This is a genomic window from Enterococcus sp. DIV1059_2, from assembly GCF_051713685.1.
In the GTDB taxonomy this organism is placed as follows: domain Bacteria; phylum Bacillota; class Bacilli; order Lactobacillales; family Enterococcaceae; genus Enterococcus_D; species Enterococcus_D casseliflavus.
The window spans coordinates 380,549-405,004 of sequence record NZ_JBIOQK010000001.1; the positions used below are offsets into that span (position 1 = coordinate 380,549).

The following is a 24,456-nucleotide window of genomic DNA, read 5'->3' on the forward strand; positions in this document are numbered from 1 at the left end:
AATACATAGAAAGAAGGGACATCCATCATGAAAAAAATCAACCAGCTTTTGGCGCTCCTATTCGCAAGTATTTTCTTTTTTGTACCAACGATAGGAACCGCTTCTGAATTTAACTTTGCCGTCAATCCCGTAATTCCAGAAAATCAAATCGATAAAGAAAAAACTTATTTTGACTTGAAAATGGCGCCGGGTACGGTACAAACCGTTGAAGTTCAATTGCGTAATGACACCGATCAAGAGGTCGTCATCGCGCCAGTGATCGCTTCAGCTACCACAAACTTAAACGGAGTCGTGGAATATGGCGAAAACGACATCGAAGCGGACGAAACCTTGCCTTATGATATGGCTGATTTGATTGAAGTGGATGAAGAGATCACGATCCCCAAACAATCCCAAATCACCTTGCCCTTAAAGATCACCATGCCTTCAGAATCCTTTGAAGGGGTCATCGCAGGTGGATTGACCTTAAAAGAGACGACAGAGGAAACCGATACTGCTGACAGTGAAGAAGAGCAAGGGTTAGCTATCAAGAATGAGTATGCCTATGTCGTTGCGATTTTACTGCGTCAAAACACAACAGAAGTTTCACCGGATCTAAAACTGCTGGATGTTGGACCAAGTCAAGTCAACGCCCGAAATACTATCAATGTCACCCTTCAAAATCCTGAAGCAGCTTACTTGAATTCATTACGCCTGATCAATGAAGTGAAGAAAAAAGGTGATAGCGACGTCTTGTATTCTTCGGATACCTCACGAATGCAAATGGCACCTAATTCCAACTTCTCGTACCCAATCTCTTTAGAAGGACAACGTTTAGAAGCAGGGACCTATGTGTTGACTTCCGTTGCTTATGGTGGAAAAAGCGATGAAGGGCAATACAAAATTGAAAATGAAGAAGGCGAAGAAGAAAGCTATCTCTATAAATGGACCTTCGAAAAAGAATTTACAGTGACGGGAGAGGTCGCACGTGATCTTAATAAGAAGGATGTGACGATCGAAACAGATTACACATGGCTTTATTTCTTGATCGGCGGACTGTTGCTACTACTCGCCTTGCTGCTGCTTTTATGGTACCGACGAAAGAAAAAAAATGAAACGGATGAAGCGTGAGCGCCTTGAGAAATGCTTGATCGATGGGTTGATCATCGTAGGTATCCTTTTGCTGGCACTGCCTTTTCTCAAAGAAAGCATCGTCAGTTGGCAATTACGCACCACGCAATTGACGATAGCCACCCAACTGCCGGCAACGATCCCAGAAGAAGAAACGATCCAAATGCCAGCTCTGTCAGATGTATTGGCGCCTCAGCCGACAACGATCACTGGGTACGGCTTTGTCGCAATCGAGGCGATCGATTTCCAGCAGCCGCTGTTGGTGGGACTAACGAATCAACAGCTGCTGAGAGGCGGCGTCGTGATGTTTCCCGAACGTTCGTTGAAAAATAGCAATTTTGTCGTTTTAGGGCATCATCTTGGCAGACAAAGTTTGTTATTTGGTCAGTTGCTAGAAGCACAGGTGGGGATGGAAGTATCAGTGACCTATCTCGAGGAGAGCCAACAGTATATCATCACGGATAAAAAAATCGTAGACGAGTCGGACTTGTCGGTGCTAGAGGAAGAACAGACATCAAAATTGACCTTGATCACTTGTCCTACACCTACTCGAACAGAAGAACGGTACGTGCTGACAGCGATTCCTGTTGAGCAGGCAACTGCCGATCATCCACAAAAACCAGCGGCGACAATTAGCACGCCGAAAGCAGCAAAAGTGATGGTTGAAAAACAAGAAACGGTATGGAAACAACAATCAATGAAAAATTGGTTTCTTTTATTTGTTATTTTATTTATAATTAGTGGATGTCTGCTGGGCGCCCATAAGTTGTTGGACCGTTCAGCGTCGTAGAAACATCATCAGAAGATGCGCTGATGATAAGGAGGGTGAATAAAATGAAACGCAGATTTGGCTTTGTCATTGGTGCGTGCATGATTATCGGAATGATCGATCTTGTTACAGAACAAGTCGTTTTTGCGACCATTTATAATCCGCTGGACCCCTCAGAAGAAATCGTCCCGACGGACCCACCAGAAGAAATACCAGAAAAAGTGGAGGAACCGCCAACTGAAATGGAAGAATCCAAAGAACAACCCGCGCCTGAACCAGAAACCGTTCCGAAAAAAGAGCCGGAGCGATCCTCACTGTCAGAAAGCAGTTTTTTGGAAAAGCAAAAACATTTTGCCCAACGAGTCATGCTGGAGGATGTCTTTGCGCCGGATCGTTTGAACGTCGATCTAGCACTGCCAGGAAATAATACAGATGGTGATGGCGATGATAAGCCTTCTTATCTTGCCAGCTTGTGCTACTTATTTTCAGGAAACGTCCTTTATGGCCAAAAAAACAATGGAGGCTTGAAAACGCATGTTTGTGACATTTTTGAATAAGGCGGACAAACGAAAACTGGTGATGCTGCAATATTTGGAAAACGCAGTCGCTCTTTCGGAAACGAAGGAAACATTGATGGATCAATTGACCATGTCGGAATTTTTGATCAACAAAACCGTTCAAGAATTGAATCTTGATTTTTATGAACTTGGATTGAACGAGGAATTTGAGATCGTGACCGATGGGACGGTCATTAAACTGAATGCCTCGGGGCTGGCAACTTCCGATACACTGCTGACCTATTATTTGGATCAAGCGTTGAAATTTTCCATGTTGAAAGAATGTTTTTTTGAGCAATTGTCTTCTTTATACGAATTTGCCACCAATCACTATTTAAGCCATAATCCCGTCTATAAAGAATTTAAACAGTTCAAACTGATCTTGAAAGAATATGATATTGAAGTGACGAAAGAATTTCAGCTGGTTGGGGAGGAAAGTGAGATCAGGGAATTTATTTTTCTCTTTTTTATGAAGGAATACTATCTGAATCATTCGCCTTTTCCAAAAGAAATCCTGGAAAAAGAAAAGACCTTTGATCGTTTTAATGAAAGCACCTGGCTTAAACCAGAACAGTCTGCTCGCATGCGGATTCGCAAGAAACATTATCTAGGAATCGTTTTGGCACGGATGACGAATGGTCATTACCTGCAAAACAGCGTGGAAAATGATTTAGTCTTGCCCAAACATCTCGTGATCATTGAGGAATTGAAACGCTGGCTGCAGGAGATTTTGACGATCACCGATCAAGAAGTGCTAGAGCGTGAAGCTCGAGATATTTTGCGCTTTTTGATCGTTGAGGGCTGGCTGATCGACAACAATAGCTACATCGATCAAGAACAAACCTATATCCAACAATTAAACGAGCATTTTATTCAAGCCGTCCAACAGCAGTTTTCCTTAACCGCGGACACGTTGGCACTTCTTCATGCTGAAACGACAACGATCCATTATCAGCTCTTGTCGTTTTCCTTTAGTTCTCGCTATGAATACCAATATATGGATGTGACGTATTTTCTTGAAACCTATCCAGAATATGCTGCCTTTTGCCGTAACTATCTGGAAGAAAGCCGCAACCGGCCGATCTTATGGAACAATAAAGAGTTTTTGTTTTTCAGGTACCTGATTCTGTTGATTTCCACGATTCCGCTAAAAGAGATTTTGGTTCCCTTGTATGTCTGCGTGGACTTTTCATTTGGCGATTCCTACAATCAGATGATCCAAAAGAATATCGAAAAAATCCTCGATTTAAATGTCCAATTCCAAAGTTACCCAGATGATCATACGCATCTGATTCTTTCAAACTTACCCTTTTATGGTGCATTGGGGATCGACCATATCTTATGGCTGGCACCACCTAGACCCATCGACTGGGCCAATTTCACTGAAAAAGTCAGTGTGATTCGAAGAGAACAGTTTCAAACCAAAATGGCACAATGAGCAACCTGCCGTTTAACTATCGAAAGCAACGTCTGCCTCAAATGGAGGCAGGCGTTTTTTGTAGAAACCTGTCCTATTTAAAAAGCGCCCAGAAATCTATTGCTCTGATGAAGGTTTCGAGGAAGGTCTGTGAAAAAGGACCATTTGATAGGATTTTTTTTTGCAGGAAAATTTGGTATGATAGAAAGAGAAGAAAAAGAGGTGCCCTATGATGGATGGGAAACAAACGAAGGCTGTGATTGGCCAGACATTGATCACCCTTTGTGAGACCAAAGAAGTGAATAAAATCAGCGTACAGGAGATCGCCGAAAAGGCGCAAGTCAATCGGCAGACGTTTTACTACCATTTTCCTGATAAAAAAGCTTTGATCCAATGGATCTATCGGCAAGATGCCCTGATTTTTTTGACGACAGAAGATGTCTCCCTTGATAACTGGGAAGAAGCCGCCTTGCGCATGCTGAAAGCAATGAAACAAGCGCCGGCCTTTTACCGCAAATCACTGGCTTATGACCGCGAAATCTTAATGAACGGATTTCTACAGATCACAGAACCGCTTTTTCAGCGCTTGTTCTTGGAGGTCGATCAAGAGCAACAATTGACGAAACAAGACATTCTATTTTATAGCCGGTTCTTTTCCTACGGCTGCGGAGGTATTTTGGAAAATTGGATTCACAACGACTTTCCAGAGACCCCTTTAGAGATTGCAACGCAATTGTTTCGTTTGGCGAAGGATGTGGAATTTTTTGGCCACCAAATCTATGAAAAAGAGGAGCAGTGAGCGATGACGAAAGTTTTATTTGTTTGTTTAGGTAATATTTGCCGTTCCCCCATGGCAGAAGCTATTTATAAAGCAGAAATAGCAAAACGCAATTTGGATTGGCAGATCGATTCGGCAGCGACCAGCTCATGGGAAGTCGGACATTCTGCTCATCCCGGAACCAAAAAAAGATTGCGTCAAGCAGACTTATCCAGCGAGGGACTCATTTCACGGCAGATCACAGAAGCAGACTTTGCCAAATTTGACTGGATCATCGGCATGGATCAAAGCAATGTTGAAACACTTCAAGCGCTGGCACCTGCCGATACCACCGCAAAGATCCGTTCGTATTTGAGTGTTGTTCCTGGTAAAGAAACCGCGGAAGTACCAGATCCTTATTATACAGGAGATTTCGAAGAGACCTATCAACTGCTACAAGAAGGAATTCCTTTTTGGCTAGAGGTTATTTCTTCTGAAAAATAAGGCGTGTTCGCTTGTATTTTACCAAAAATTTGCTAAAATAGAACCATGGAAATGCGAACGTATGTGTGGTTTTTATAAACTGCTGCAACGCGCAGAAAGGAATGTCCAATGGAAAAGAAACCATCGCCCATCAAACAATTGGGCAAACTCATTGTGATGACATCCACAACGTTGCTGGATACCTTTTTCAGTGATGATGCTGACAAGAAGAATCAGTCTGAAAAAGTCAAAGAAATCCAGCGAACGCTGCAAGAGGCAGCCGCTGCCAAGCACCTGGTCGTGCTGCAAGTAAAAACAGAGAAATTGGGTGGTTTTGAAACCGTTACCGGCTGGATCGTCGGCAAAACGGTAGCAAAAGAACAAGTTGTCTTGAAATTACAAAGCGACCGTCAGCAGCTGCGGATTATTCCCCTGCATCATGTGCTGAAAGTTAGCACCTTGAATACAAAACCTGGCTTGTAAACAAGCCTGTGCATAGCAAAAAAACCGCTGCGTCATTAGACACAGCGGTTTTTTTATTGCTGGTTAAGCGTGCTTGTTTTTGACTTCTGCGAGTCGCCAAGCGGTCATCACAGCGATCAGTTCGTAAGGGATCGGCTGTGCAAAAGGAAACTGAACCGCCCCTTTACTGGTTTTGTAGGGTTGTAGGTCTTCTTGGAAGGCCGTGATCGCAGAAGGCGTGGGATAAAAGCCAAGATGCTGTTTGGCGCAGGCAAAATGCACGATATTTTCTCCCTGATGATAGGTAGGCATTTGATAACTGATTTTTTCAACCGCTTCAGGTAAAACGGCTTTGATGGTTTGACGGACCTTTTTTAAAGTCGCTTGTCGTTCTGCTGGAGCTGCTGCAATGTATTGGTCAACTGTCGTAATGGCTTTTGTCATAGGACACCTCCTGGCTTTAGTATACGGCAAACCCCGTAAGAAAAAAAGGAGCCTGTCAGTGGGTAGCTGACAGGCAAGGAGTAAAAATGAAAAGTGTTAGTTAGGGTTGTTTGTTGGGTTATGTATACTATACTGTCCAAATATGAATTTTTTGTGGAGAAAAGATTGGAAAGTGTTTAAGTTTGCTGGCTGCGAAAAGAAGCAAAAAAAGACCCGTCGGTGGGTGGCCGACGGGAAGGAGTTAAAAATGAAAAAGTGTTAGTTAGGGTTGTTTGTTGGTATACATAGAGTATACGAGATAAATATGAATATTTTGTGACAAATCTTTTCGGAAGTTCTTAAGAAACCGTAACGGTTTGATTACAGAGAAAGGTTCTTTTCATCAAAACGGTTTTTCAAGGTACGATACAAATCAATGTATTGCCGATCATCTGCCGCATAATCCCAAATATAACTCATTTTTTCTGGTTTGAGTTTTTTCATCAACTGATTGGAACTAACGATGACATCATAGTTTTCTTGCTGGTTTAGATCATAAGGTTCTGCTGCTACGAAGGTCAAGTCATGTAAGAATTGATTCAATCCTTGAACGACTAAGAAATTGTCTTCTAACGCAACCCCTACCCGTAAACGATTCGAATAACGGATTTGATCATAAAACGGCAGCAGGGCGTGAGTATACATCGTTGCCATCTGCTCTTGGTTTTCATCGTTGATATAGTCCACCGCGGATTCTTCGCGATAACTCGTTAAGAATTCATCGATTTTTTGCTGCAGCTGCTCTTCAGCAGACCCGCGATTGATCGATGGCGTCAGCAAGCGATAGATATTTGGAAACGGCTGACGGAAAACGTAGTTGCCGAAAGTCACATTGATTAAATTGCCCACGACCAATGGCTCATCTAACAGGCCAGGTTGTGAAGCAAAGAAGGTTGCTTTCATCTCTGCTAACAAGTCTGCGACTAATGGATAAACTGGGTTTTGTTTGCTTGAAAAGAATTGCAAGGTTTGTTGCAACGCTTCTTCTTCAGGACTCAAATAGAATGGGAAGATTTGCGCCATCAAGTAAATAAACCCTGATTCGCCTTTTAATTGTTTGTCTGTCATTGAAACTTCAGGATCAACGACTTGTGTCAAACGCTCAAAATCGAAATATGGATTATTTTTCATTAGGAAATTGTACCGCTTGTCGTATTTGGCAAAATTTCCTTTTTTGATTCGTAAAAGAATCAAGGCGGCGAAATACTTCAACTCTAATCGGCCAAGATAAGAATGAGTCATTGGGAAGTACTCCGTGAATCGATCCACCATTTTTTCTGTCTCACTCTCAGCGATCGCAAATGGCCATTCTATTCCACGAGTACCTAACCAAATGATATTGAATAGGGAGAGCCGCACAAGACGCTCATCGCCCACCAAGTTTGATTCAGTGTACGTAAAGCGAAGCTGAAATTGCTTCAAATGTTTTTTTAGATGTTCAAATTTGCGAGACACCGTTGAACGACTGACATCGTATTTTGCACAAAAATCCGTGATCGTAGGATGGTCTTCATTCAGCATGTAAAGAACATATAAGAACGGAACGCTTTTATTCAATAAATAGAAGCGGTATTCATCGATCGTTACCGCGATATTCTGAGGCTGTAATTTACCGCCACGACCGAGTATCGACATATGATCCGGAGTTAACTCAGTTAGATCTTGGTCGATCTCAGTCAACTCTATAAAAGCTTGTTGGTAGCTTAACTCCATTTCCTTTGCCAATTGTGCGATTGGGTGGCTAGGGTTTTGCAGAGTCAGCATACGCCGGAATATTTTAAATTTAATTAATGTTTGCGGGTCCATCATAAGTTCTTCATAAAACATAGGTATCCTCCTTTGTGGCTCTATTGTATCTTTTTTTTACGAAACTGTCAGTCTTTTTAATCAAAAAAATAGCCTACCCTTTAAAAAAAGGTAGGTTATTTTCATCTTTTTAACTAATTTAGGCTGAAACAGGGTCTTTTTTGAACCACGACCATAGCAAACCGATCAAAAATCCGATCGCAGCCGGTACGACCCACCCCATCCCGATTTGGAAGAAGGGCAGATATTCTGACGCAAAAGACAAGATTCCTTGCACGAAAGCGTTGTTGGTAATCAGTGCAGGACTTGCATTTAAACCGTCGATGATTGCAGCGATCAATGTGAAGTATGTCGTCATTCGATAGACACTGGCACGATGATGAAACAAGGGACTGATGATCGCCAACAAAATCAACGTGATCGCCAGTGGATAGATAAACATCAAGACTGGAATAGAAAACTCAATGATATTGGTCAAACCGACATTGGCGAAGATCGCTGGCAAGATACTTGTCAAAGCGATAAAGAACCCGTAGCTTTGCTTGGGAAACAATCCAGCAAAGGTTTCGGAAAAAGCCGTGATCAAACCAATGGCAGTTTTTAAACAAGCGGAGATAACGATCAAAGCCAACAGCAGACTGCCGACAGTGCCAAGGTAATGGTTGGCGATTTGTGCTAAAGCGATCCCCCCGTTTTCGCTGATAGGAAATTGCCCTAGACTTTTGGTTCCCATATAAGAAAGTAAGGTATAGATGATCCCCATCAACACGATGCTGACAGAACCAGAAAGGATCGTGTCTTTTGCGACTGTCGTGGGTTTTTCAACCCCCATATTGCGAATCGTCGAGACGATGATGATCCCGAAGGCTAAAGATGCCAGCGCATCAAGGGTATTGTAGCCGTTGGTGAAACCAGTAAAGAATGCATCGCTTTGATAGCTAGGATAGATCGGCGCATCGCTGATGGTTCCTAGAGGTTGCCAAAAAGCAAAAAACAGCAAAACGCCTAGTAAGACCAGAAATAATGGATTCAAAAATTTCCCTACATAATCTAAGATTTTGCTTGGTTTACGAGAAAACCACCAGGCAGCGCCAAAGAAGAGGGCAGAAAACAACGCCAATAACCAAGTTTGCATGTCAGATGAAACATGGGGAGCGATCCCGATCTCATAAGAAGTGGTAGCCAAACGGGGCAAAGCAAAGAACGGCCCGATCACTAAATAAAGCAAAATCGTAAAAATAAGTGCGTAGCGTCGATTGATTCGAGAAGCTAATTCAAAAACACCGCTGCTCTGGGAAACCCCAATGGCGATCACCCCTAAAAACGGTAAGCCGATCCCTGTTACTAAAAAGCCAAGATTGGCCAAGCCGACATTCGCACCGGCTTCTTGTCCCATGTGGACTGGGAAAATCAGATTTCCCGCACCAAAGAAAAGACCAAAAAGCATTGATCCAACATACATATAATCCTTAAACTGTAACTTTTTTTCCATAAATGAAAGCTCCTATAATTCCTTAGTTTTAAAAAAAATAACAAAGTTTCTAACAAATAGCAATGGTTTTTTGTGATTTTTTGATAAATTCTGACAATTGTCGTTTAGAGAATAAAAAAACACTTAGCATTGAATTCTTCCAAGCGTACTGAAAAAGGACGAAAAAGCTCGGAAGAAGACCGCTAAGTGTTTCAAGACAGAAAATTAATTCAACACACGGGAAAGGAATTCTTTGGTGCGCTGTTCTTTTGGATGAATAAAGATATCTTCAGGAGTCCCTTGTTCGGCAATGACACCTTGATCCATAAAGATGACCCGATCAGACACTTCTTTGGCAAAGCCCATTTCGTGGGTAACGATCACCATCGTCAAGCCAGTATGAGCTAACGTATTCATGGTCTTCAACACTTCACCGACCATTTCTGGATCCAGTGCAGAAGTCGGCTCATCAAACAACATGACATCTGGATTCATCGATAAGGCACGGGCAATGGCTACCCGTTGTTTTTGTCCGCCTGAAAGCTGGGAAGGCTTGGCGTTGGCATATTGAGCCATACCGACTTGCTCCAGATTTTCTTTGGCAGTCGCTTCTGCTTCTTTGCGATCACGTTTCAAAACAGTGACTTGGCCCGTCACGCAGTTTTCTAATACATTCATATTGTTGAATAGGTTAAAGGATTGGAAAACCATTCCTAGATGCGTACGGTATTTCGGCAAGTCGTAGCCTTTTTCCAGCACATTTTCACCTAAGTAGATGATTTGCCCACTGGTTGGTTTTTCTAACAAGTTGATGCAGCGAAGAAGTGTGGATTTTCCTGAACCAGAAGAACCGATGATCGTGACAACTTCTCCTTTATTAACAGACAAACTGATGTCTTTTAAGACTTCGTTGTCGCCAAAACTCTTTTTTAAATGGTCAATTTCAATGATTGCTGACATGTTCTTCCTCCTTATTCGTTCGGGTTGATGTCTTCTAATTTGACATACGCACTGGGACCATCCATTTTGCGTTCAACAAAGCGCAAAATCTGGGTGGCACTGATGGTCAAGACTAAGTAGATCACACCGATGATCGCAAATGTTTGGAAGTATTGGAAGTTCGTTCCAGCGGCTGATGTACCTTGGAAGAAGAGGTCCGCAACACTGATGACACTTAAGACAGCAGTATCTTTGATATTGATAATGATCTCATTTCCGGTAGCTGGTAAAATATTGCGCATTACTTGCGGCAACACGACTTTGATCATGGTTTGCCAATGGGTCATTCCGATGGCTTGAGCTGCTTCAAATTGACCGTCATCTACAGCAAAAATCCCTCCACGAACGATTTCAGACATGTAGGCACCCGTATTGATAGAAACGATCAGCACAGCTGCCAGCGTGCGATTCATGGAGACACCAAAGGCTAGAGCCGTTCCGTAGAAAATAACCATTGCCTGAACCATCATTGGGGTACCGCGGAAAACTTCGATATAGATGGTCAGCAGGCCGTTGACGATTCGTTGGAAGAAACGTCCTACTGGATTTTCTGAAAGCGGCAGTGTCCGGAAGATACCGACTAAAAGACCGATGATTAATCCGATGATCGTTGAAAGGATCGCGATGAATAAGGTCAAGCCAGCGCCTCGTAAAAAGAGCATGCCGTAATCATCAATGATTTTTTTGAAATCAGCGATCAGACCTTGATCCGCCGTTTCTCCGCTGGCATCTGCAGGCTGATCTAAGACTGCTTGATCCATCAGGGAAACCCGTTCTTCTTCAGAGATTCCTGCAAGGATCTCATTGACTTTTTCAACATCGGGATCGCCTTTGCGCATCCCGACTGCTACTTGGACGTCTTCTGGATTGGTTTCAAAACCTGCTCCTTCATCGAACTCGACCATCTTCAAATCAGGATTTGCTCCGACGGCAGTGACGCCTTCTGGTCGTTCGCTGACGTAGCCGTCAATGATGCCCGAAGCTAAAGCAACGCGCATGGAGGAGAAGTCCCGCATGGCTTGTTCTTTTTGGACCTCAGGGATTTGATCAATGACCGTATAATGGAAGGTATTCAGCTGAGCAGTGATTTTTGCCCCCGAAAGATCGGCGAGGCTTTTGGCATCGGCGAATGCTCCATCTTTACGTACTACGACCACCAAGTCGGATTCATAGTAAGGATCGGTAAAATCAATTTGCTCGCGGCGTTCGGCCGTTGGTGACATACCAGCGATGACGGCATCGATAGTCCCCGCCTGTAAAGCTGGCGGCAGACCGTCCCATTGGGTTTTAACGATCACTAATTCCTTGCCTAAACCTTCAGCGATTCGTTTTGCGATCTGGACATCGTAACCGCCGGCAAACGCCGAGCCTTCTTCCCCAGAAATCGGCACGGCACCATTGGCGTCCGTCGTTTGCGTCCAGTTGAAGGGGGCATAGCCTGCCTCCATACCGACACGGAATTGTTCCGCAGGCGTTTGGTCATCCGCTTGCACGGTTAGGGGCAGCTGAATGAGGGTTAGACAGAGGGCGAAGACCGCCCAGATCCAATTATTTTTTTTCATTTTATCTCTTTCCTTTCACGAGTTGGACAAGCAGGTAAGGATGAAAAAGCAAAAAAACAGCCGTACTCCATGATTGGAAAACGGCTGTTGACAGGTCATCGTCGACAAACCTTTCACAAAACATAGCGCAACTTAGACAAGCTAAGACAGTCCGCAAATTGTTCATTTGCGGCCCAACAAAATCGATGCAAGCAAAACCGATCTTGTTTCGGCGATGTTCCCTAGCTCTGCTGTAAACGTGTTGCTTCACTCAGCAGGATTAATGAACCTCGCGACCTCTACCTAAATGTTAAAGGGTACTCGTATTTAATTTGATTATTCTCAGAGTTTAGAAGAAAAGCACCCAAATGTCAATTCTTTTTAACAAAAAAACGACCATTTCCCTATTTTTATCAAAGAGAAAGCGGATCGTTTTTACGAGTGTCTATTGGAACCCTTAAGCGACTTTCGCTTTTGGTTCACGGCCTAAAACAGCTTGGATGACTGTCAAGCCAAGCAATAAGCCAAGTGCTAGATAGATGAGGCTTGAGTATTGTGTAACGCCCCAATCTTGTCCTAAGGTACGATAAACCACAAGGACGATGGCTTGAATGATTGCTGTGATGACATTTAAAAAGCCAAATGCCCATAAATTGCCATTTTCTTTACGTGCTAAATAGAAGATAGAGAAATATAAGCTGACTGCCAACCAACCGAAACTGATAATGATCATTGCCCAATAAATAATAGCTGCTACCAATGTATTTCACCTCACTTTGATTCGTGACTAGTTTACCACGTTTTTTGTTCCTTGTCATGAAGGAATCTCTTTCTTTGTGAGGCAAAAAACAAAGCGCAAAAGCTGCAGCAAAATGATCGTTTGCTATATTTATTGCTGGAGGGTTTTCTGTCAAAGAGAGATTTTCTTCGAAAGGTGCATTTTCAGCTGTGTATAATAGAAATAAGTTGTTTTTTGCAAAAGAATACGAGTTAAGAATCAATTAATAATTAGTTAATAGCTGATTTAGATCTGCTTGCTAGAATGATCACAGAAGCAAGCAAGGAGGAAGTAGAAATGGAAAATGTTCTTAAAATCAAAGGATTAAACAAGCGTTACGGCAAACAGCTGGCGCTGCATGATGTCGATCTAACGATCGCCAAAGGAGATATTTATGGATTGGTAGGGAGAAATGGTGCTGGGAAGACGACCTTACTAAAAGCGATCGTGCAGTTGATCCAACCCACCAGTGGCAGTCTGCAGTTGTTTGGTGTTGAAGGCGGCAAAGCGTACATCCAGATGCTGAAACGGGTCGGTAATGTGATTGAGACCCCAGTCGCATACGACCAATTGACCGCAGAACAAAATTTGAACTATTATTGCAAAATCAGCGGAGTGGTGGAACCTGATGCCGTTAGTAAAGCACTGGCGTTTGTTGGTTTGACCAATATCGGCAACAAGAAATACCGTGATTTTTCTTTAGGGATGAAACAAAAACTGGGCTTAGCGATTGCTTTGTTGAATCAGCCAGATTTTCTAATTTTAGATGAACCGATCAATGGCTTGGATCCTGTCGCGATCGTTGAATTTCGAGAGTTGCTTTTACGATTGAATCAAGAACGCGGCATGACGATTTTGATCTCCAGCCATATTTTAGAAGAGTTGTACTTAGTGGCTACACGCTTTGGGGTCATTAGTGAGGGGCGTCTGATCAAAGAGATGACCAAACACGAATTCGATCTGATGGCGAAACGGTTTATTCAATTAGAAGTCGATGATGTAGCCACAGCTAGCCGCTTACTGGACAGTCAGCTGATTTCTGAATATAAAGTTGTCAGTGACCACAAGATCCACATCTACCAAGAAAATGTATTGATTCGTGATCTAATCCGTCAATTGGTTTATGAAGGGATCGCTATCGACCAGATTTCTTTTGAAGGGGAAAACCTAGAGTCGTATTTCAAAGAGTTAGTGACAAGTGAAGGGGGAAATTAAGATGTTGAATTTTATTCGGGCAGATTTGTATCGTTTATCTAAAAGTAAAAGTTTTTGGATCACAGAAGGAATTATTTTATTGTTGGTGATTTTAGCGGTTGTTTCAAATGGTGACGTGGGAGTCACCCTGGGAGATAGTACGCAAACCACAGGCAGTCTTGCCGAAATGACGGGCTTTCTTGCGATCCAGACCAGCCTGTCTTCCATGCTATTATATTATTCACTGCCGTTAGTGATGCAAGTTTTAGGGAGTGAGTACACGAAAGGGACGATGAAGAATATCATTACCGTCGGTGTTTCTAAACCCGCCTATCTCTTTGGAAAATTCTTGGTGTATGCGTTGGTACTTGTCTTGCAAATTTTGGCTATTTGCTTAGTGAGCTTTGTTGCGGGAACGATCATTGGCGGTACCGGCTTTGAAGACATCTCTCAGCTAGAAAACTTAGTGTATTATTTCGCTGGCTTTGTATTGATCTTATTGGCTACCTCATCCTTTGCCTTGTTGGTGTTGTATTTGACTAAAAATACAGCAGTCAGCGTATTGGCGACGATCTTTATTCCAATGGGCTTTGCGATTGCACGTTTTTCTTTGCCAACCTGGAAATTCTTAGAATACTTGGATTTCCAAGGCGGATTAGAGATGGTGACTATGACCACTTTCAAAACGTGGGAAATGGTTCAACCAATTTTTGTCGGGAGTCTGATTAGTTTGTTGCTTTGTCTTTTGGCTGCACATCTGGTGTTTAAGAGACAAGAATTATAAAGAAAAGAAAAACGTCCAACAGGACCGACCGCAAAAGGTCAGACTGTTGGGCGTTTTTGTCCGTGTAGCCAGTGTTTAATGGGACTTAGCAGACTGCTGCCAAGCCAAAGTCAAACGAAACGTCTCTTCGGTTGTATCCAATTGAATCTTGCCCTCTAATGCATGAGTCAATGCCGCGATGATATACAGACCAAGTCCAGCTTGCTGTTTGTGCCGTGAAAGGTCTTCCGTATAAAAGCGGTGAGTCAATTTTTCTGGATGCTGGATCGGTGTCCTCAGCTGATTTTCCTGTTGGAAAACGATGCGATCTCCTTGTTGTTTCAAGCGGATCGTTCCCGTTTCATTGCCATGTTCCAGCAGATTACCAAGGACATTTTGAAAAATACGCTGCCAACTTTTTTTATCTGAAATGATCATGATATTGGGTTGGATCGCAACCGTCAGTGATAAATGGTTTTCCTCAAAAGAAGGATAGAGCTGGAGCAGTTCCTCCTCCAGCAAACGAGAAAGATCGAATTCTTCTAAGATCAAAGCCAGTTGATTGTCTTTGAGGCGCTGATAGGTCAATAACTGTTCCAGATGATTTTCGACTTTTTCTAGGTTACTGCTGACTTTTTCCAACAGTTGCAGCTGTTGGTTGTCGAGGGTCGTATCGGCTTGCAGCAGTTGTGTGTAGCCGCTGGCGACCGTTAAAGGGGTGCGCAAGTCGTGAGAGATATTTTGAATGGCTTGTTCCAATTGCTGGTTTTCTTGCAGCATTTGATAGTGTTGCTGCTTATTTTTTCTAAGTATCTGATTGTTTAACAAGGCGATCGCTTTTAAAGCGGGCACTCGGGTCTGCAAATGGATCTCTTGATTTGTTTCGATTTCGCTGATTCTTGCTAATTGTTGGTGGTACTTTTTCAGATCATACAGTAAAAATAGCCAGTAACCGATCAATAAAGCAACGATCAAGGCAGCGAAAAACTGAAGTATATGCATGGGGTTCCTCCTTTTTAAGCTAGCTTGATGCCGATGCCCCAGACAGTATCGATATACGCTTCCTCTGGATCGAGTGTTTTGATTTTGCTGCGTAAATGGCTGATATGGACATTGATCGTGTTTTCTTCACCGTAATAGGGTTCTTGCCAAACAGCTTCATAGAGCATTTCTTTCGTATAAACTTTTTTGGGGTTGGCTAAGAGCAGGGAAAAAATCTCAAACTCCTTTTTCTTCAACTGAACCGTTGCTTCTCCTCGTTGCAGCTGAAACGAGTCAGGCAACAGTTGAATGTTTTTATACGAGAGGCTGCTGGCAACAGGAGGGGCTTGTTTGTTTGTGCGCAACTGAACAATGATACGGGCTTTTAATTCTTCGACATTGAAGGGTTTGGTCAAGTAATCATTGGCACCCGCCAGCAAAAGGGTGGAAACATCGGCTGGTTCATCTAAGGCAGTCAAGATAATGACGGGGACCGTGGAGGTTTGGCGAATCTCTTGCAAGACTTGTGTCCCATCTTTACCAGGGAGCATTCGATCTAGCAAAATCAAGTCGAAAGCATCTTGCTGAAAAAGTAGCAGACCTTCCGTGCCTGAATAGGCTTGCTGGACAGTATAGTCAGCTGCTAAAATAGTAGCCAACATTTCGCTGATCTCATTGTTGTCTTCGATAATCAAAATTTTCATTTGGTTTTCCCATTCTCCTTGCATTTGTTGCATCTATTATAAGCAATTCCGCACGAAAAAGCATTAGTTGCTTTTAAAAAAGAAAATGGCTGATTTTTCGCAAAAACGGTTCTTTTTCGGTTAGAATAAGAGAAAAGCCATAAAGGAAGTTAGAACGATGAAGGTATCTATTGAGCAAGCAATCGCAGCGGTCACCGCCGCACCATCCGTGACCTTTTTGACGGGGGCTGGTGTTTCGACCCCATCGGGCATTCCTGATTACCGTTCCTTAAAAGGGGTCTATCAAGGAGTGGCACAGCCAGAGTATTTGTTAAGCCATGACTGTTTAGAAAACGAACCGGAAACATTTTATCAGTTCGTCAAGCACCTCTACCATCCTCAAGCACAGCCTAATATCATTCATCAAAAAATGGCTGAGCTGCAAGCGAAGAAAACCGTCTGGGTCGTTTCGCAAAACATCGATGGCTTGCATGAAAAAGCAGGCAGTCACCAAAGAATCGATTTTCACGGCTCCTTGTACAACTGTTATTGTCGAAAATGCGGCAATTCGGTACCTTGGCAAGCGTATTTGCAAGATTGGCACCATGCAGGGTGCGGTGGTCAGATTCGGCCAGCGATCGTGCTTTACGGGGAAGGATTTACTGATGAAACCATTGAAGGAGCCATTCAAGCCGTTGCTCAAGCCGACCTGACGGTGGTCGTGGGGACTTCGCTGCAAGTCTATCCTTTTGCAGGGCTAGTCGATTACAGCCAGCAGGTGTTGGTCATCAATAAGGAACCATTGGCGATCCCGAATGAATATGGCATGTTGACCGCAGCAGCCGAAACGTTTTTCCAGAAAATTGAATGAAGGAGTTTATGATATGACACAACGTACCGAAAAAGAGAAAATGATTGCTGGCGAATTGTACTTTTCCCCAGATCCAGAATTGGTGGCAGATCGAAAATATGCCCGTGAACAAATGAACCTGATCAACCAAGAAACTGATACAAAAATCAAAGAGCAGTTACTAAAAGAAACTTTCGGCTCTGTGACTGGTCGAATCTATATCGAACCGAATGTCCGCTTTGATTATGGCTACAATATTTCTGTCGGCAAAAACTTCTATGCTAACTACGACTGTGTGCTATTAGATGTTTGCCCGATTACCTTTGGCGACAATTGTATGCTGGCACCCAATGTTCGGTTGTTTACGGCGACTCATCCATTACATCCGGTCAAACGAAACAGCGGCTTAGAATTAGGGGCACCGATCGTGATTGGCGACAACGCATGGATCGGTGGTGCGGCCACGATTTTGCCAGGGGTCCGCTTAGGCAACAATGTCGTGGTAGGCGCTGGCAGTGTCGTTACCAAATCATTCCCAGACAATGTTGTGTTGGCGGGAAATCCAGCACGGGTCATCAAGACGATCGATTTAGAAGAAGAAAACAACCAGCAAGATCCCTTGGCTGTTCAGCGGGCAGCGATCGATGACATTGATTGGCAACTCACGCATCTTTTGGAAAAACGTATGAGCACGGTCAACGAAATCGTACAATTGAAGAAAAGCAGTCAATTGCCAGTATTAGATGAAAATCGTGAAGAGAAAGTGCTGGAAAACATTCGGCAGGCGATTTCTAATCAAGCCTATGAAGAAACGATTTTGGCTATGTTTCAATCAATTATGAACCACTCAAAAACCTATCAAGAGAATCAATTGGAGGAATGAGTATGGATGGAGGAACACGTCGAGAAAACATTTTAGCGGCATTGAAGCAAGCGGACAAAGCGATCAGTGCCAGCAAACTGGCAGAATCCCTCGGAGTCAGCCGTCAAATCATCGTTGGGGACATTGCCTTATTGCGAGCAGCTGGTGAAGCGATTGTGGCTACGGCTCGCGGCTATCGTCTGCAAGCGCTGTTGGATGAGGCAGGACATGTAAGTAAGCTAGCAGTGCAGCATCGACCTGAACAAACGGAAGAAGAATTGCGCATCTTTGTCGCTTGTGGTGTGGAAGTGGTCGATGTCATCGTTGAGCATGAGATCTATGGAGAGATCACTGGCAATTTGCAGATTCAAACAGACCAAGACGTGACTGATTTCATCAACAAAACCAAACATGCAGAAGCCCGCTTGCTCTCAGATTTAACCAATGGGGTACACTTGCATACGTTGCGCTACACCGATCCTGCGGCTCTGGAAAAAGCCAAACAACAGTTAGCAGAAAAAGGCATGCTCTATCAAAATTGAGGAGTGAAGTGATGCAAGATGTCTTATTGATCATTGACTTGCAAAATGGGGTCTGTCAAACAAATGACCAAACAATTGACCATTTGTCGGAATTATTGCTGTTCGTCAACCAACGAATCCAACGATATCGTAAAGAAGAAAAACCAGTTATTTTTGTTCAGCATGAAGAGGAGACGTTGCCCTACGGTAGCAAAGCATGGCAACTGCACCCAGCATTGGCCTATGAACCAACGGATCGTTTGATTCGAAAAAAACACGCCAATAGTTTTTTTCAAACAGATCTATAAGCGGTCTTACAGACAAACCAAGTGCGTAGTATCGAATTTGCTGGTGCTCAGACGGAATATTGCCTTGATGGCACGATCAAATTCGCGCATGGTCTGGGTTATCAAAACGTCGTGTATGCCCAAGCCACAACGACGTATCCAAGCCGAGGACGATCAGCAGCTGAAATCATTGATTGGTACGAAATGATCTGGCAAGGACGCTTTGCGGAAGTCTTGGCAAATCCTCAGATGAAAAAATTGTGATTTCTTGTTGACAAGGCGTTCATTTTCCAGTAAAGTACTCTTCAACAAGAATAATGAATCTGTTGAGAAGGAAAGTAACCGCGGATACTTCAAAGAGAGACTCTGGTTGGTGGAAAGAGTCAAGTCAGAAGCGATGAAAAATGGCCTTGGAGGATTGATTGTCGATAAGTAGGCAATCACGGATGCGCACTACCGTTACAAAGTGCACCAATCTCTAGCACGACTAGACGTTGGGTTGAGGGAAGGGAAACCTTCTAAACAAAAGGTGGTAACACGAGTATTCGTCCTTTTACTAGCAAACGCTGGTAAAAGGACTTTTTTTATACCTAAAATCAAATAGCACCACACACGAAGAATTGGTAAGTACAAAAGCACGTTTTTTCAACAGAGAGCTTCGGTAGCTGAAAAGAAGCATCAAACGACTTTTAGAAAATGGCCAAGGAGTGATTCGTTCCGAGCAGTAGTTTGCAAGGCGACGACGGTAGCGACCGTTATCTGGCTAGAGTATGATCGTACTCGAAAAGGAGCTGTATGCGAGTACAGCTTAAACTGAGGTGGTAACACGCAAAAAGGCGTCCTCAAACAAGTCACAGGTGACTTGTTTGAGGATGCCTTTTTTTATTGAAAAAGACAAGAACTAGGGGGAAGACGATGATTTCATTAAAAGACATATCAGTAACATTCAATCAACCAAAGAAACCCGCGATCCAAGCGGTCAAAAACGTATCGATCGAGATCGACAAAGGGGACGTTTACGGCATCGTGGGCTACTCAGGCGCCGGGAAAAGTACACTCGTCCGTGTGATCAACTTATTGCAGCGCCCAAGTAGCGGCAGCGTCGTCGTCAATGGTACCGAGCTGACCACGCTTTCTGCGAAAGCCCTGCGAGAAAAACGGAAAACGATCGGAATGATCTTTCAGCACTTCAACTTGATGGACAGCCGCAATGTTTTTGATAACGTGGATTTCTCCTTAAAATATGGGGGACGGTCCAAACAGGAACGTCATCAAAAAGTAACCGAGCTGTTAGCATTGGTGGGATTGGAAGAAAAAGCCCAAGCGTTTCCTAGCCAACTATCTGGAGGACAAAAACAGCGGGTCGCGATTGCCAGAGCGTTAGCGAATGATCCAGAGATCTTGCTTTGTGATGAAGCAACCAGCGCCCTTGATCCGAAAACGACCTTACAGATATTGGCTTTGTTGAAAAAATTAAATCGAACCCTCGGCTTGACCATCGTGATCATTACTCATGAGATGCAAGTCGTCAAAGAAATCTGCAACAAAGTGGCAGTGATGGAAGACGGCGAAGTCATCGAGCAAGGTTCAAGCGTTCAGATTTTCAGTCAACCAGAAAAACCATTGACCAAAGATTTCATCCGAACGGCGACGCACATCGACCAAGCCTTAGAAACGATCCTTGGCAGTTCGAAGTTTTCTTCCTTGGCACCAAATGAATGGCTGGTGGAGCTGTCCTACGTTGGCGATCAAACCAATGAACCACTGATCGCCCAATTGTACAGCCGCTACAAAGTGACCACCAATATTCTTTACGGCAACGTGGAGATCTTGCAAGAAGTGCCGATCGGCAGCTTAGTCGTTAGCTTATCTGGCGAATATCATCAGCGTAAACATGCCTTAGAATACTTGAAGGCTCAAGGAGTTTACACCAATATTTTAAAAGAAAATCATGCAGAACCATTAAACAATGTGATTAAAGGAGGATTTTAGATGGCTGCCTTATTAGAAAGATATTTTCCCAATGTTGTTGCGATCCAAGATGAATTTGTGACAGCAACGATCCAAACCTTGTATATGGTTTTTTGGACCTCTTTGATTGCGGGCATCTTAGGTATCTTGTTAGGGATCGTCTTGGTAGTAACTCGACCGAATGGGATTTTAGAAAATCGACCGCTCTTTGAATTTCTCGATAAAGTCATCAATGTGGTCCGCTCGATCCCCTTTATTATCTTATTGACGTTACTAGGAACCTTTACCCGATTCCTTGTTGGAACGACCATCGGCGAAACAGCAGCATTGGTTCCTCTGATTGCTGGGATCATCCCCTTCTTTGCTCGGCAGATCGAGATCGCCTTGCTAGAAGTTGACCCCGGTGTCGTAGAAGCAGCTGAAGCGATGGGCACCAGTCCTTTCGGTATCATTTTTCGGGTCTATTTACCAGAAGGCGTGGCGGGAATCATTCGGGTCTCTGCATTGACCGTGATCAATGTGATCGGATTGACCGCCATGGCAGGAGCTGTTGGCGCTGGTGGTTTAGGCAACTTAGCCATCACCCGCGGGTACAACCGATTCCAGACCGATGTCACGATCATGGCGACCTTGATCATCTTGGTATTCGTTTTTATCAGTCAATTTGTCAGCAACCTACTCATTAAACGAGTATCACACTGACCACCACTTACGTACAAATAAAAAATCAAGCAAGTCTATGGAGGAAGCAAAAATGAAAAAAATCGTACAATCAATCGTCTTAGGGGCAGCATTATTATTTATTACAGGATGCGGAAACAATGGCAGTGCCGCAGCCAATGACCAAGAAGAAGTGACGGTGAAATTAGGGGTGATCGGGGCGGACACCGACGTTTGGGATGATGTCAAGGATCGTTTGAAAGACGAAGGCATCAATTTAGAATATGTCCAATTCTCTGATTACAATCAACCCAATGCAGCTTTAGCTGATGGTTCCATCGACCTTAATTCATTCCAACACCAATTTTTCTTGGACAACTATAATGAAGAATTTGGTACTGATCTCGTATCGATCGGCAATACAGTCAATGCGCCATTAGGCATTTATTCCGACAAAGTGACGGATGTCAACGATTTGGCGGAAGGAGCTAAAGTTGCGATCCCTAATGATGTGACCAATGGTGGTCGGGCATTGCTTTTATTACAATCAGCTGGATTGATCAAAGTGGATGAAGCAGCCGGACAAACACCAACGGTCGCGGATATTACAGAAAACCGTTTGAACTTAGAAATTTCAGAACTTGATGCAGCGCAAACCGCCCGGGCACTTTCGGATGTCGATGTTTCGGTCATCAATAGCGGCATGGCGGTGGATGCAGGATTTGTACCAACCGAAGATGCGATCTTTTTAGAGCCTGTTGATGAAACGGCCCGTCCTTACGTCAACATCATTGCCGCCCGTAAAGAAGAGGAAGACAATGAAGTTTACCAAAAAGTGGTCGCTGCTTACCAAACAGAGGATACGAAAAAAGTCATCGAGGAAACGTCAAAAGGATCAAGCGTTCCTGCTTGGGAAACCTTTGGGGCAAAATAAGCACCATGTAATTTGATAAAAAAACTGAAAAAGCATGTATAAAAAGGAGAGATTTGATTATGACAACAGCAACTATTACGAAAGCAGCCATCAAACCATTTATCCAAGAGCGTTTAGCCGCTTATCAAGCCTTGGCATTAGATATCCACAATCACCCAGAAGTCAGCAACTATGAGTTTTATTCAGCCGATGCCCTGATCGCCCAATTAGAAAAAGAAGGCTTTGCTGTTAAAAAGGATGTGGCAGGCCATCGCACCGGCTTTGATGCCCGCTATGTCAGTGGGAAACCGGGTCCGACGATTGCCTTTTTAGCCGAGTATGATGCGTTACCTGGCATCGGTCATGCCTGCGGACACAACCTCTTCGGGACTTATTCCGTCTTAGCTGCCAGTGCTCTGCAACCTTTCATCGATGAGCTAGGCGGGGAGATTCGAGTCTATGGGACGCCAGGAGAAGAAGGTGGAGAAAATGGTTCCGCTAAAGGCAGTTTTGTCCGTGAAGGGTTCTTCGATGATGTCGATGCCGCTCTTTGTGTCCATCCAGCCCATCGCTATGGCAAAACGACGGCTTCATTAGCCAATGATCCAGTGGATATCAAGTTCTATGGTCGGGCTTCCCATGCGGCAGCTGCACCAGAAAAAGGCATCAACGCGTTAGAAGCATTGCTGCAAGTCTTTAACGGGATCAATGGGTTGCGCCTGCATTTACCAAAAGATGTCAATATTCATGGTGTGATCACCGATGGCGGCGTGGCAGCCAATGTCGTGCCAGAATATGCAGCCGGTCGTTTTTATTTACGAGCTGCCAATCGAGCAACCTTGAATGATGTCTACGAGAAAGTCGAAAACATCGTAAAAGGAGCCGCTTTAGCTACGGGAGCGACCTATGAATTTGGTTTGTTCCAAAACTCCGTCGACGATGTGATCGTGACACCAAGTTTTGATGAGATCTTCTTCGCCCATGCCCAAGAAGCGGGCGTACCTGCCGATGAGATCGATAAGGAAGCCAAAACAAGCCTTGGTTCGTCTGATGTCGGCAATGTCAGTCAAGTGATCCCGACGATCCAACCCACCGTTTCGATTTCAGATGACTACATTGCGGGTCATTCGGAAGAATTCAAAGCCGCTGCCAAGAGTGAAAAAGGCTTGCAATCGATCGCCATCGCGGCGGAACTTTTAGCGCTGACGGCATTAGACCTTTTTGAGCAGCCAGCATTATTAGAAAAAATCAAAGCCGATCATCAAGAAAGCCTAGCGAAAGGCAATTAATGCCAAAACCGTGAAGGAAGATAGTCAATAGTATAGAAAAAAAGTCTCTGCCGCAAAATGTCGGTAGAGACTTTTTAGTTAGTCGATGACTAAAATGCCTTCTTTCAATGAAAAAGGATTTTGTTGATTGATATGATCGTAGAACATGACCCCGTTCAAATGATCGATCTCATGCTGAACGACGATCGCAGGATAGTTCTTCAAACGAACTTTTTTCTTTTTGCCGTTGATGTCGTAATAGCTGATCGTGATCCGGGCATGGCGTACCACGTAGCCAGGGACTTCACGGTCCACGGACAGACAGCCTTCGCCTTCACCCAAACAAGCTTCTTGCACGGAATGACTTAAAATTTTGGGGTTGTATAGAACATCTTTAAAATCAGGTTCTGTTTTTTCTGGGTCGCTACTAGGGACGAGGACCGCTGTGATTCGTTTTGAAATATCTAATTGAGGAGCTGCTAGACCAACGCCGCCTCTTAATTCAAGTTCTTCTGCCTTGACTGGGTCTTGGCTGTTTTCTAAAAAGGTCATCATTTCTTTTCCTAGTGCGATATCTTCTTCGCTCAAAGGAAAAGGTACTTCTTTTGCTACTTCACGCAAGGTTGGATTGCCTTCGCGAATAATATCATCCATTGTAATCATTGATGATGTGATTCCTCCTACTATGTAAAAATGACGAAAGCAAGTTTCGTTCCTAATAAAGTGTACCATAAGTGTAGAAAGAAGGGCATAAGAAAGTTTAAACGGTAAAGCTTTCTTATTAAATGAAACGATATTTCTATATTAATGATTTAATTATGAAATATAGTTGCGAATGGGAAAAGAATCAGTTATAATGCTTTTATAGAA

Annotated in this window: 25 protein-coding genes, 1 pseudogene, 1 riboswitch and 1 other annotated feature; of the genes and pseudogenes, 17 read left to right on the forward strand and 9 right to left on the reverse strand. The window is 43.6% G+C overall.

Translation table 11 applies throughout. The features are described from left to right. Positions 1-27: 27 nt before the first annotated feature. The 7 genes from IGI72_RS01820 (at position 28) to IGI72_RS01850 (ending at position 5,576) form a co-directional block, all read left to right on the forward strand. Positions 28-1,110 (forward strand): DUF916 and DUF3324 domain-containing protein, encoded by a 1,083-nt coding sequence (locus IGI72_RS01820; protein WP_159161083.1) that lies wholly within the window; start codon positions 28-30, stop codon positions 1,108-1,110. Beyond that, the gene (locus IGI72_RS01825; protein ID WP_159161128.1) at positions 1,100-1,900 is read left to right on the forward strand and encodes a class A sortase; all 801 of its coding nucleotides are present in this window, start codon (positions 1,100-1,102) and stop codon (positions 1,898-1,900) included. Before IGI72_RS01820 ends, IGI72_RS01825 begins: the two co-directional genes overlap by 11 nt. Before the next feature lie 44 nt (positions 1,901-1,944). Then, on the forward strand, positions 1,945-2,436 hold the full coding sequence (locus IGI72_RS01830; protein ID WP_015508844.1) for a hypothetical protein: 492 nt from the start codon (positions 1,945-1,947) through the stop codon (positions 2,434-2,436). Continuing rightward, positions 2,414-3,874, forward strand: a complete 1,461-nt coding sequence (locus tag IGI72_RS01835; protein WP_010748665.1) for a helix-turn-helix domain-containing protein — start codon at positions 2,414-2,416, stop codon at positions 3,872-3,874. Before IGI72_RS01830 ends, IGI72_RS01835 begins: the two co-directional genes overlap by 23 nt. Positions 3,875-4,082: 208 nt before the next feature. After that, entirely contained in the window at positions 4,083-4,652 is a 570-nt protein-coding gene (locus tag IGI72_RS01840) for a TetR/AcrR family transcriptional regulator (RefSeq protein ID WP_005227190.1), read from the forward strand. Between the two features lie 3 nt (positions 4,653-4,655). Further along, the gene (locus IGI72_RS01845; protein ID WP_015508845.1) at positions 4,656-5,114 is read left to right on the forward strand and encodes a low molecular weight protein-tyrosine-phosphatase; all 459 of its coding nucleotides are present in this window, start codon (positions 4,656-4,658) and stop codon (positions 5,112-5,114) included. Positions 5,115-5,222: 108 nt separating this feature from the next. Then, the gene (locus IGI72_RS01850) at positions 5,223-5,576 is read left to right on the forward strand and encodes a hypothetical protein (protein WP_005227192.1); all 354 of its coding nucleotides are present in this window, start codon (positions 5,223-5,225) and stop codon (positions 5,574-5,576) included. A gap of 63 nt (positions 5,577-5,639) precedes the next feature. On the opposite strand, the gene IGI72_RS01855 is transcribed toward IGI72_RS01850, so the two are convergent. From IGI72_RS01855 to IGI72_RS01880, 6 genes are all read right to left on the reverse strand, one after another. Beyond that, a complete protein-coding gene (locus IGI72_RS01855) occupies positions 5,640-5,999 on the reverse strand; it encodes an iron chaperone (protein ID WP_074934419.1) in 360 nt (119 codons plus the stop codon). Positions 6,000-6,359: 360 nt separating this feature from the next. Further along, entirely contained in the window at positions 6,360-7,865 is a 1,506-nt protein-coding gene (locus IGI72_RS01860) for a helix-turn-helix domain-containing protein (protein WP_005227194.1), read from the reverse strand. Between the two features lie 118 nt (positions 7,866-7,983). Further along, positions 7,984-9,336, reverse strand: a complete 1,353-nt coding sequence (gene brnQ, locus IGI72_RS01865; protein WP_086338985.1) for a branched-chain amino acid transport system II carrier protein — start codon at positions 9,334-9,336, stop codon at positions 7,984-7,986. Positions 9,337-9,540: 204 nt separating this feature from the next. Further along, positions 9,541-10,275: an amino acid ABC transporter ATP-binding protein gene (locus IGI72_RS01870; protein ID WP_005227196.1), complete on the reverse strand. Its 735-nt coding sequence runs from the start codon at positions 10,273-10,275 to the stop codon at positions 9,541-9,543. 11 nt (positions 10,276-10,286) lie between these two features. Further along, entirely contained in the window at positions 10,287-11,876 is a 1,590-nt protein-coding gene (locus tag IGI72_RS01875; protein WP_016609561.1) for an ABC transporter permease subunit, read from the reverse strand. Between the two features lie 115 nt (positions 11,877-11,991). After that, a riboswitch (Lysine riboswitch) is annotated at positions 11,992-12,165 on the reverse strand. 147 nt (positions 12,166-12,312) lie between these two features. Further along, positions 12,313-12,615 (reverse strand): hypothetical protein, encoded by a 303-nt coding sequence (locus IGI72_RS01880; RefSeq protein WP_005227198.1) that lies wholly within the window; start codon positions 12,613-12,615, stop codon positions 12,313-12,315. Positions 12,616-12,930: 315 nt separating this feature from the next. Between IGI72_RS01880 and IGI72_RS01885 the strand changes: the two genes are divergently transcribed. Further along, the gene (locus tag IGI72_RS01885; protein ID WP_438752842.1) at positions 12,931-13,848 is read left to right on the forward strand and encodes an ABC transporter ATP-binding protein; all 918 of its coding nucleotides are present in this window, start codon (positions 12,931-12,933) and stop codon (positions 13,846-13,848) included. Position 13,849: 1 nt separating this feature from the next. Continuing rightward, the gene (locus IGI72_RS01890; protein WP_010748673.1) at positions 13,850-14,611 is read left to right on the forward strand and encodes an ABC transporter permease; all 762 of its coding nucleotides are present in this window, start codon (positions 13,850-13,852) and stop codon (positions 14,609-14,611) included. Between the two features lie 75 nt (positions 14,612-14,686). Here IGI72_RS01890 and IGI72_RS01895 read toward each other — a convergent pair whose 3' ends face one another. Beyond that, positions 14,687-15,592 (reverse strand): sensor histidine kinase, encoded by a 906-nt coding sequence (locus IGI72_RS01895; protein ID WP_438752845.1) that lies wholly within the window; start codon positions 15,590-15,592, stop codon positions 14,687-14,689. 14 nt (positions 15,593-15,606) lie between these two features. Next, a complete protein-coding gene (locus IGI72_RS01900; RefSeq protein ID WP_015508850.1) occupies positions 15,607-16,275 on the reverse strand; it encodes a response regulator transcription factor in 669 nt (222 codons plus the stop codon). Between the two features lie 157 nt (positions 16,276-16,432). On the opposite strand from IGI72_RS01900, the gene IGI72_RS01905 reads away from it, so the two are divergent. The 8 genes and pseudogenes from IGI72_RS01905 to IGI72_RS01940 all read left to right on the forward strand — a co-directional run bounded on the left by IGI72_RS01905 (position 16,433) and on the right by IGI72_RS01940 (position 23,607). After that, on the forward strand, positions 16,433-17,125 hold the full coding sequence (locus IGI72_RS01905; RefSeq protein ID WP_271771283.1) for an NAD-dependent protein deacylase: 693 nt from the start codon (positions 16,433-16,435) through the stop codon (positions 17,123-17,125). 13 nt (positions 17,126-17,138) lie between these two features. Then, positions 17,139-17,987 carry a chorismate mutase gene (locus tag IGI72_RS01910; protein ID WP_005227205.1) on the forward strand — a complete coding sequence of 283 codons (849 nt, stop codon included), beginning with the start codon at positions 17,139-17,141 and terminating at the stop codon, positions 17,985-17,987. Further along, positions 17,984-18,508: a transcription repressor NadR gene (locus IGI72_RS01915; protein ID WP_005227206.1), complete on the forward strand. Its 525-nt coding sequence runs from the start codon at positions 17,984-17,986 to the stop codon at positions 18,506-18,508. The genes IGI72_RS01910 and IGI72_RS01915 overlap by 4 nt, the downstream gene beginning before the upstream one ends. A gap of 11 nt (positions 18,509-18,519) precedes the next feature. Next, positions 18,520-19,038 (forward strand): annotated as a pseudogene (locus tag IGI72_RS01920) (cysteine hydrolase family protein). A 53-nt stretch (positions 19,039-19,091) separates the two neighbouring features. Continuing rightward, positions 19,092-19,330, forward strand: a binding site (T-box leader). Between the two features lie 359 nt (positions 19,331-19,689). Continuing rightward, entirely contained in the window at positions 19,690-20,766 is a 1,077-nt protein-coding gene (locus tag IGI72_RS01925) for a methionine ABC transporter ATP-binding protein (RefSeq protein WP_010748679.1), read from the forward strand. Then, complete coding sequence (locus IGI72_RS01930) at positions 20,767-21,447, forward strand: methionine ABC transporter permease (protein WP_010748680.1); 681 nt, start codon at positions 20,767-20,769, stop codon at positions 21,445-21,447. It begins immediately after the preceding gene. Positions 21,448-21,499: 52 nt separating this feature from the next. Next, positions 21,500-22,339 (forward strand): MetQ/NlpA family ABC transporter substrate-binding protein, encoded by an 840-nt coding sequence (locus IGI72_RS01935; protein ID WP_005227209.1) that lies wholly within the window; start codon positions 21,500-21,502, stop codon positions 22,337-22,339. Between the two features lie 59 nt (positions 22,340-22,398). Beyond that, positions 22,399-23,607 carry a M20 family metallopeptidase gene (locus tag IGI72_RS01940; protein WP_128432297.1) on the forward strand — a complete coding sequence of 403 codons (1,209 nt, stop codon included), beginning with the start codon at positions 22,399-22,401 and terminating at the stop codon, positions 23,605-23,607. 78 nt (positions 23,608-23,685) lie between these two features. Here IGI72_RS01940 and def read toward each other — a convergent pair whose 3' ends face one another. Beyond that, the gene (gene def, locus IGI72_RS01945; protein ID WP_005227211.1) at positions 23,686-24,249 is read right to left on the reverse strand and encodes a peptide deformylase; all 564 of its coding nucleotides are present in this window, start codon (positions 24,247-24,249) and stop codon (positions 23,686-23,688) included. Positions 24,250-24,456: the final 207 nt, after the last annotated feature.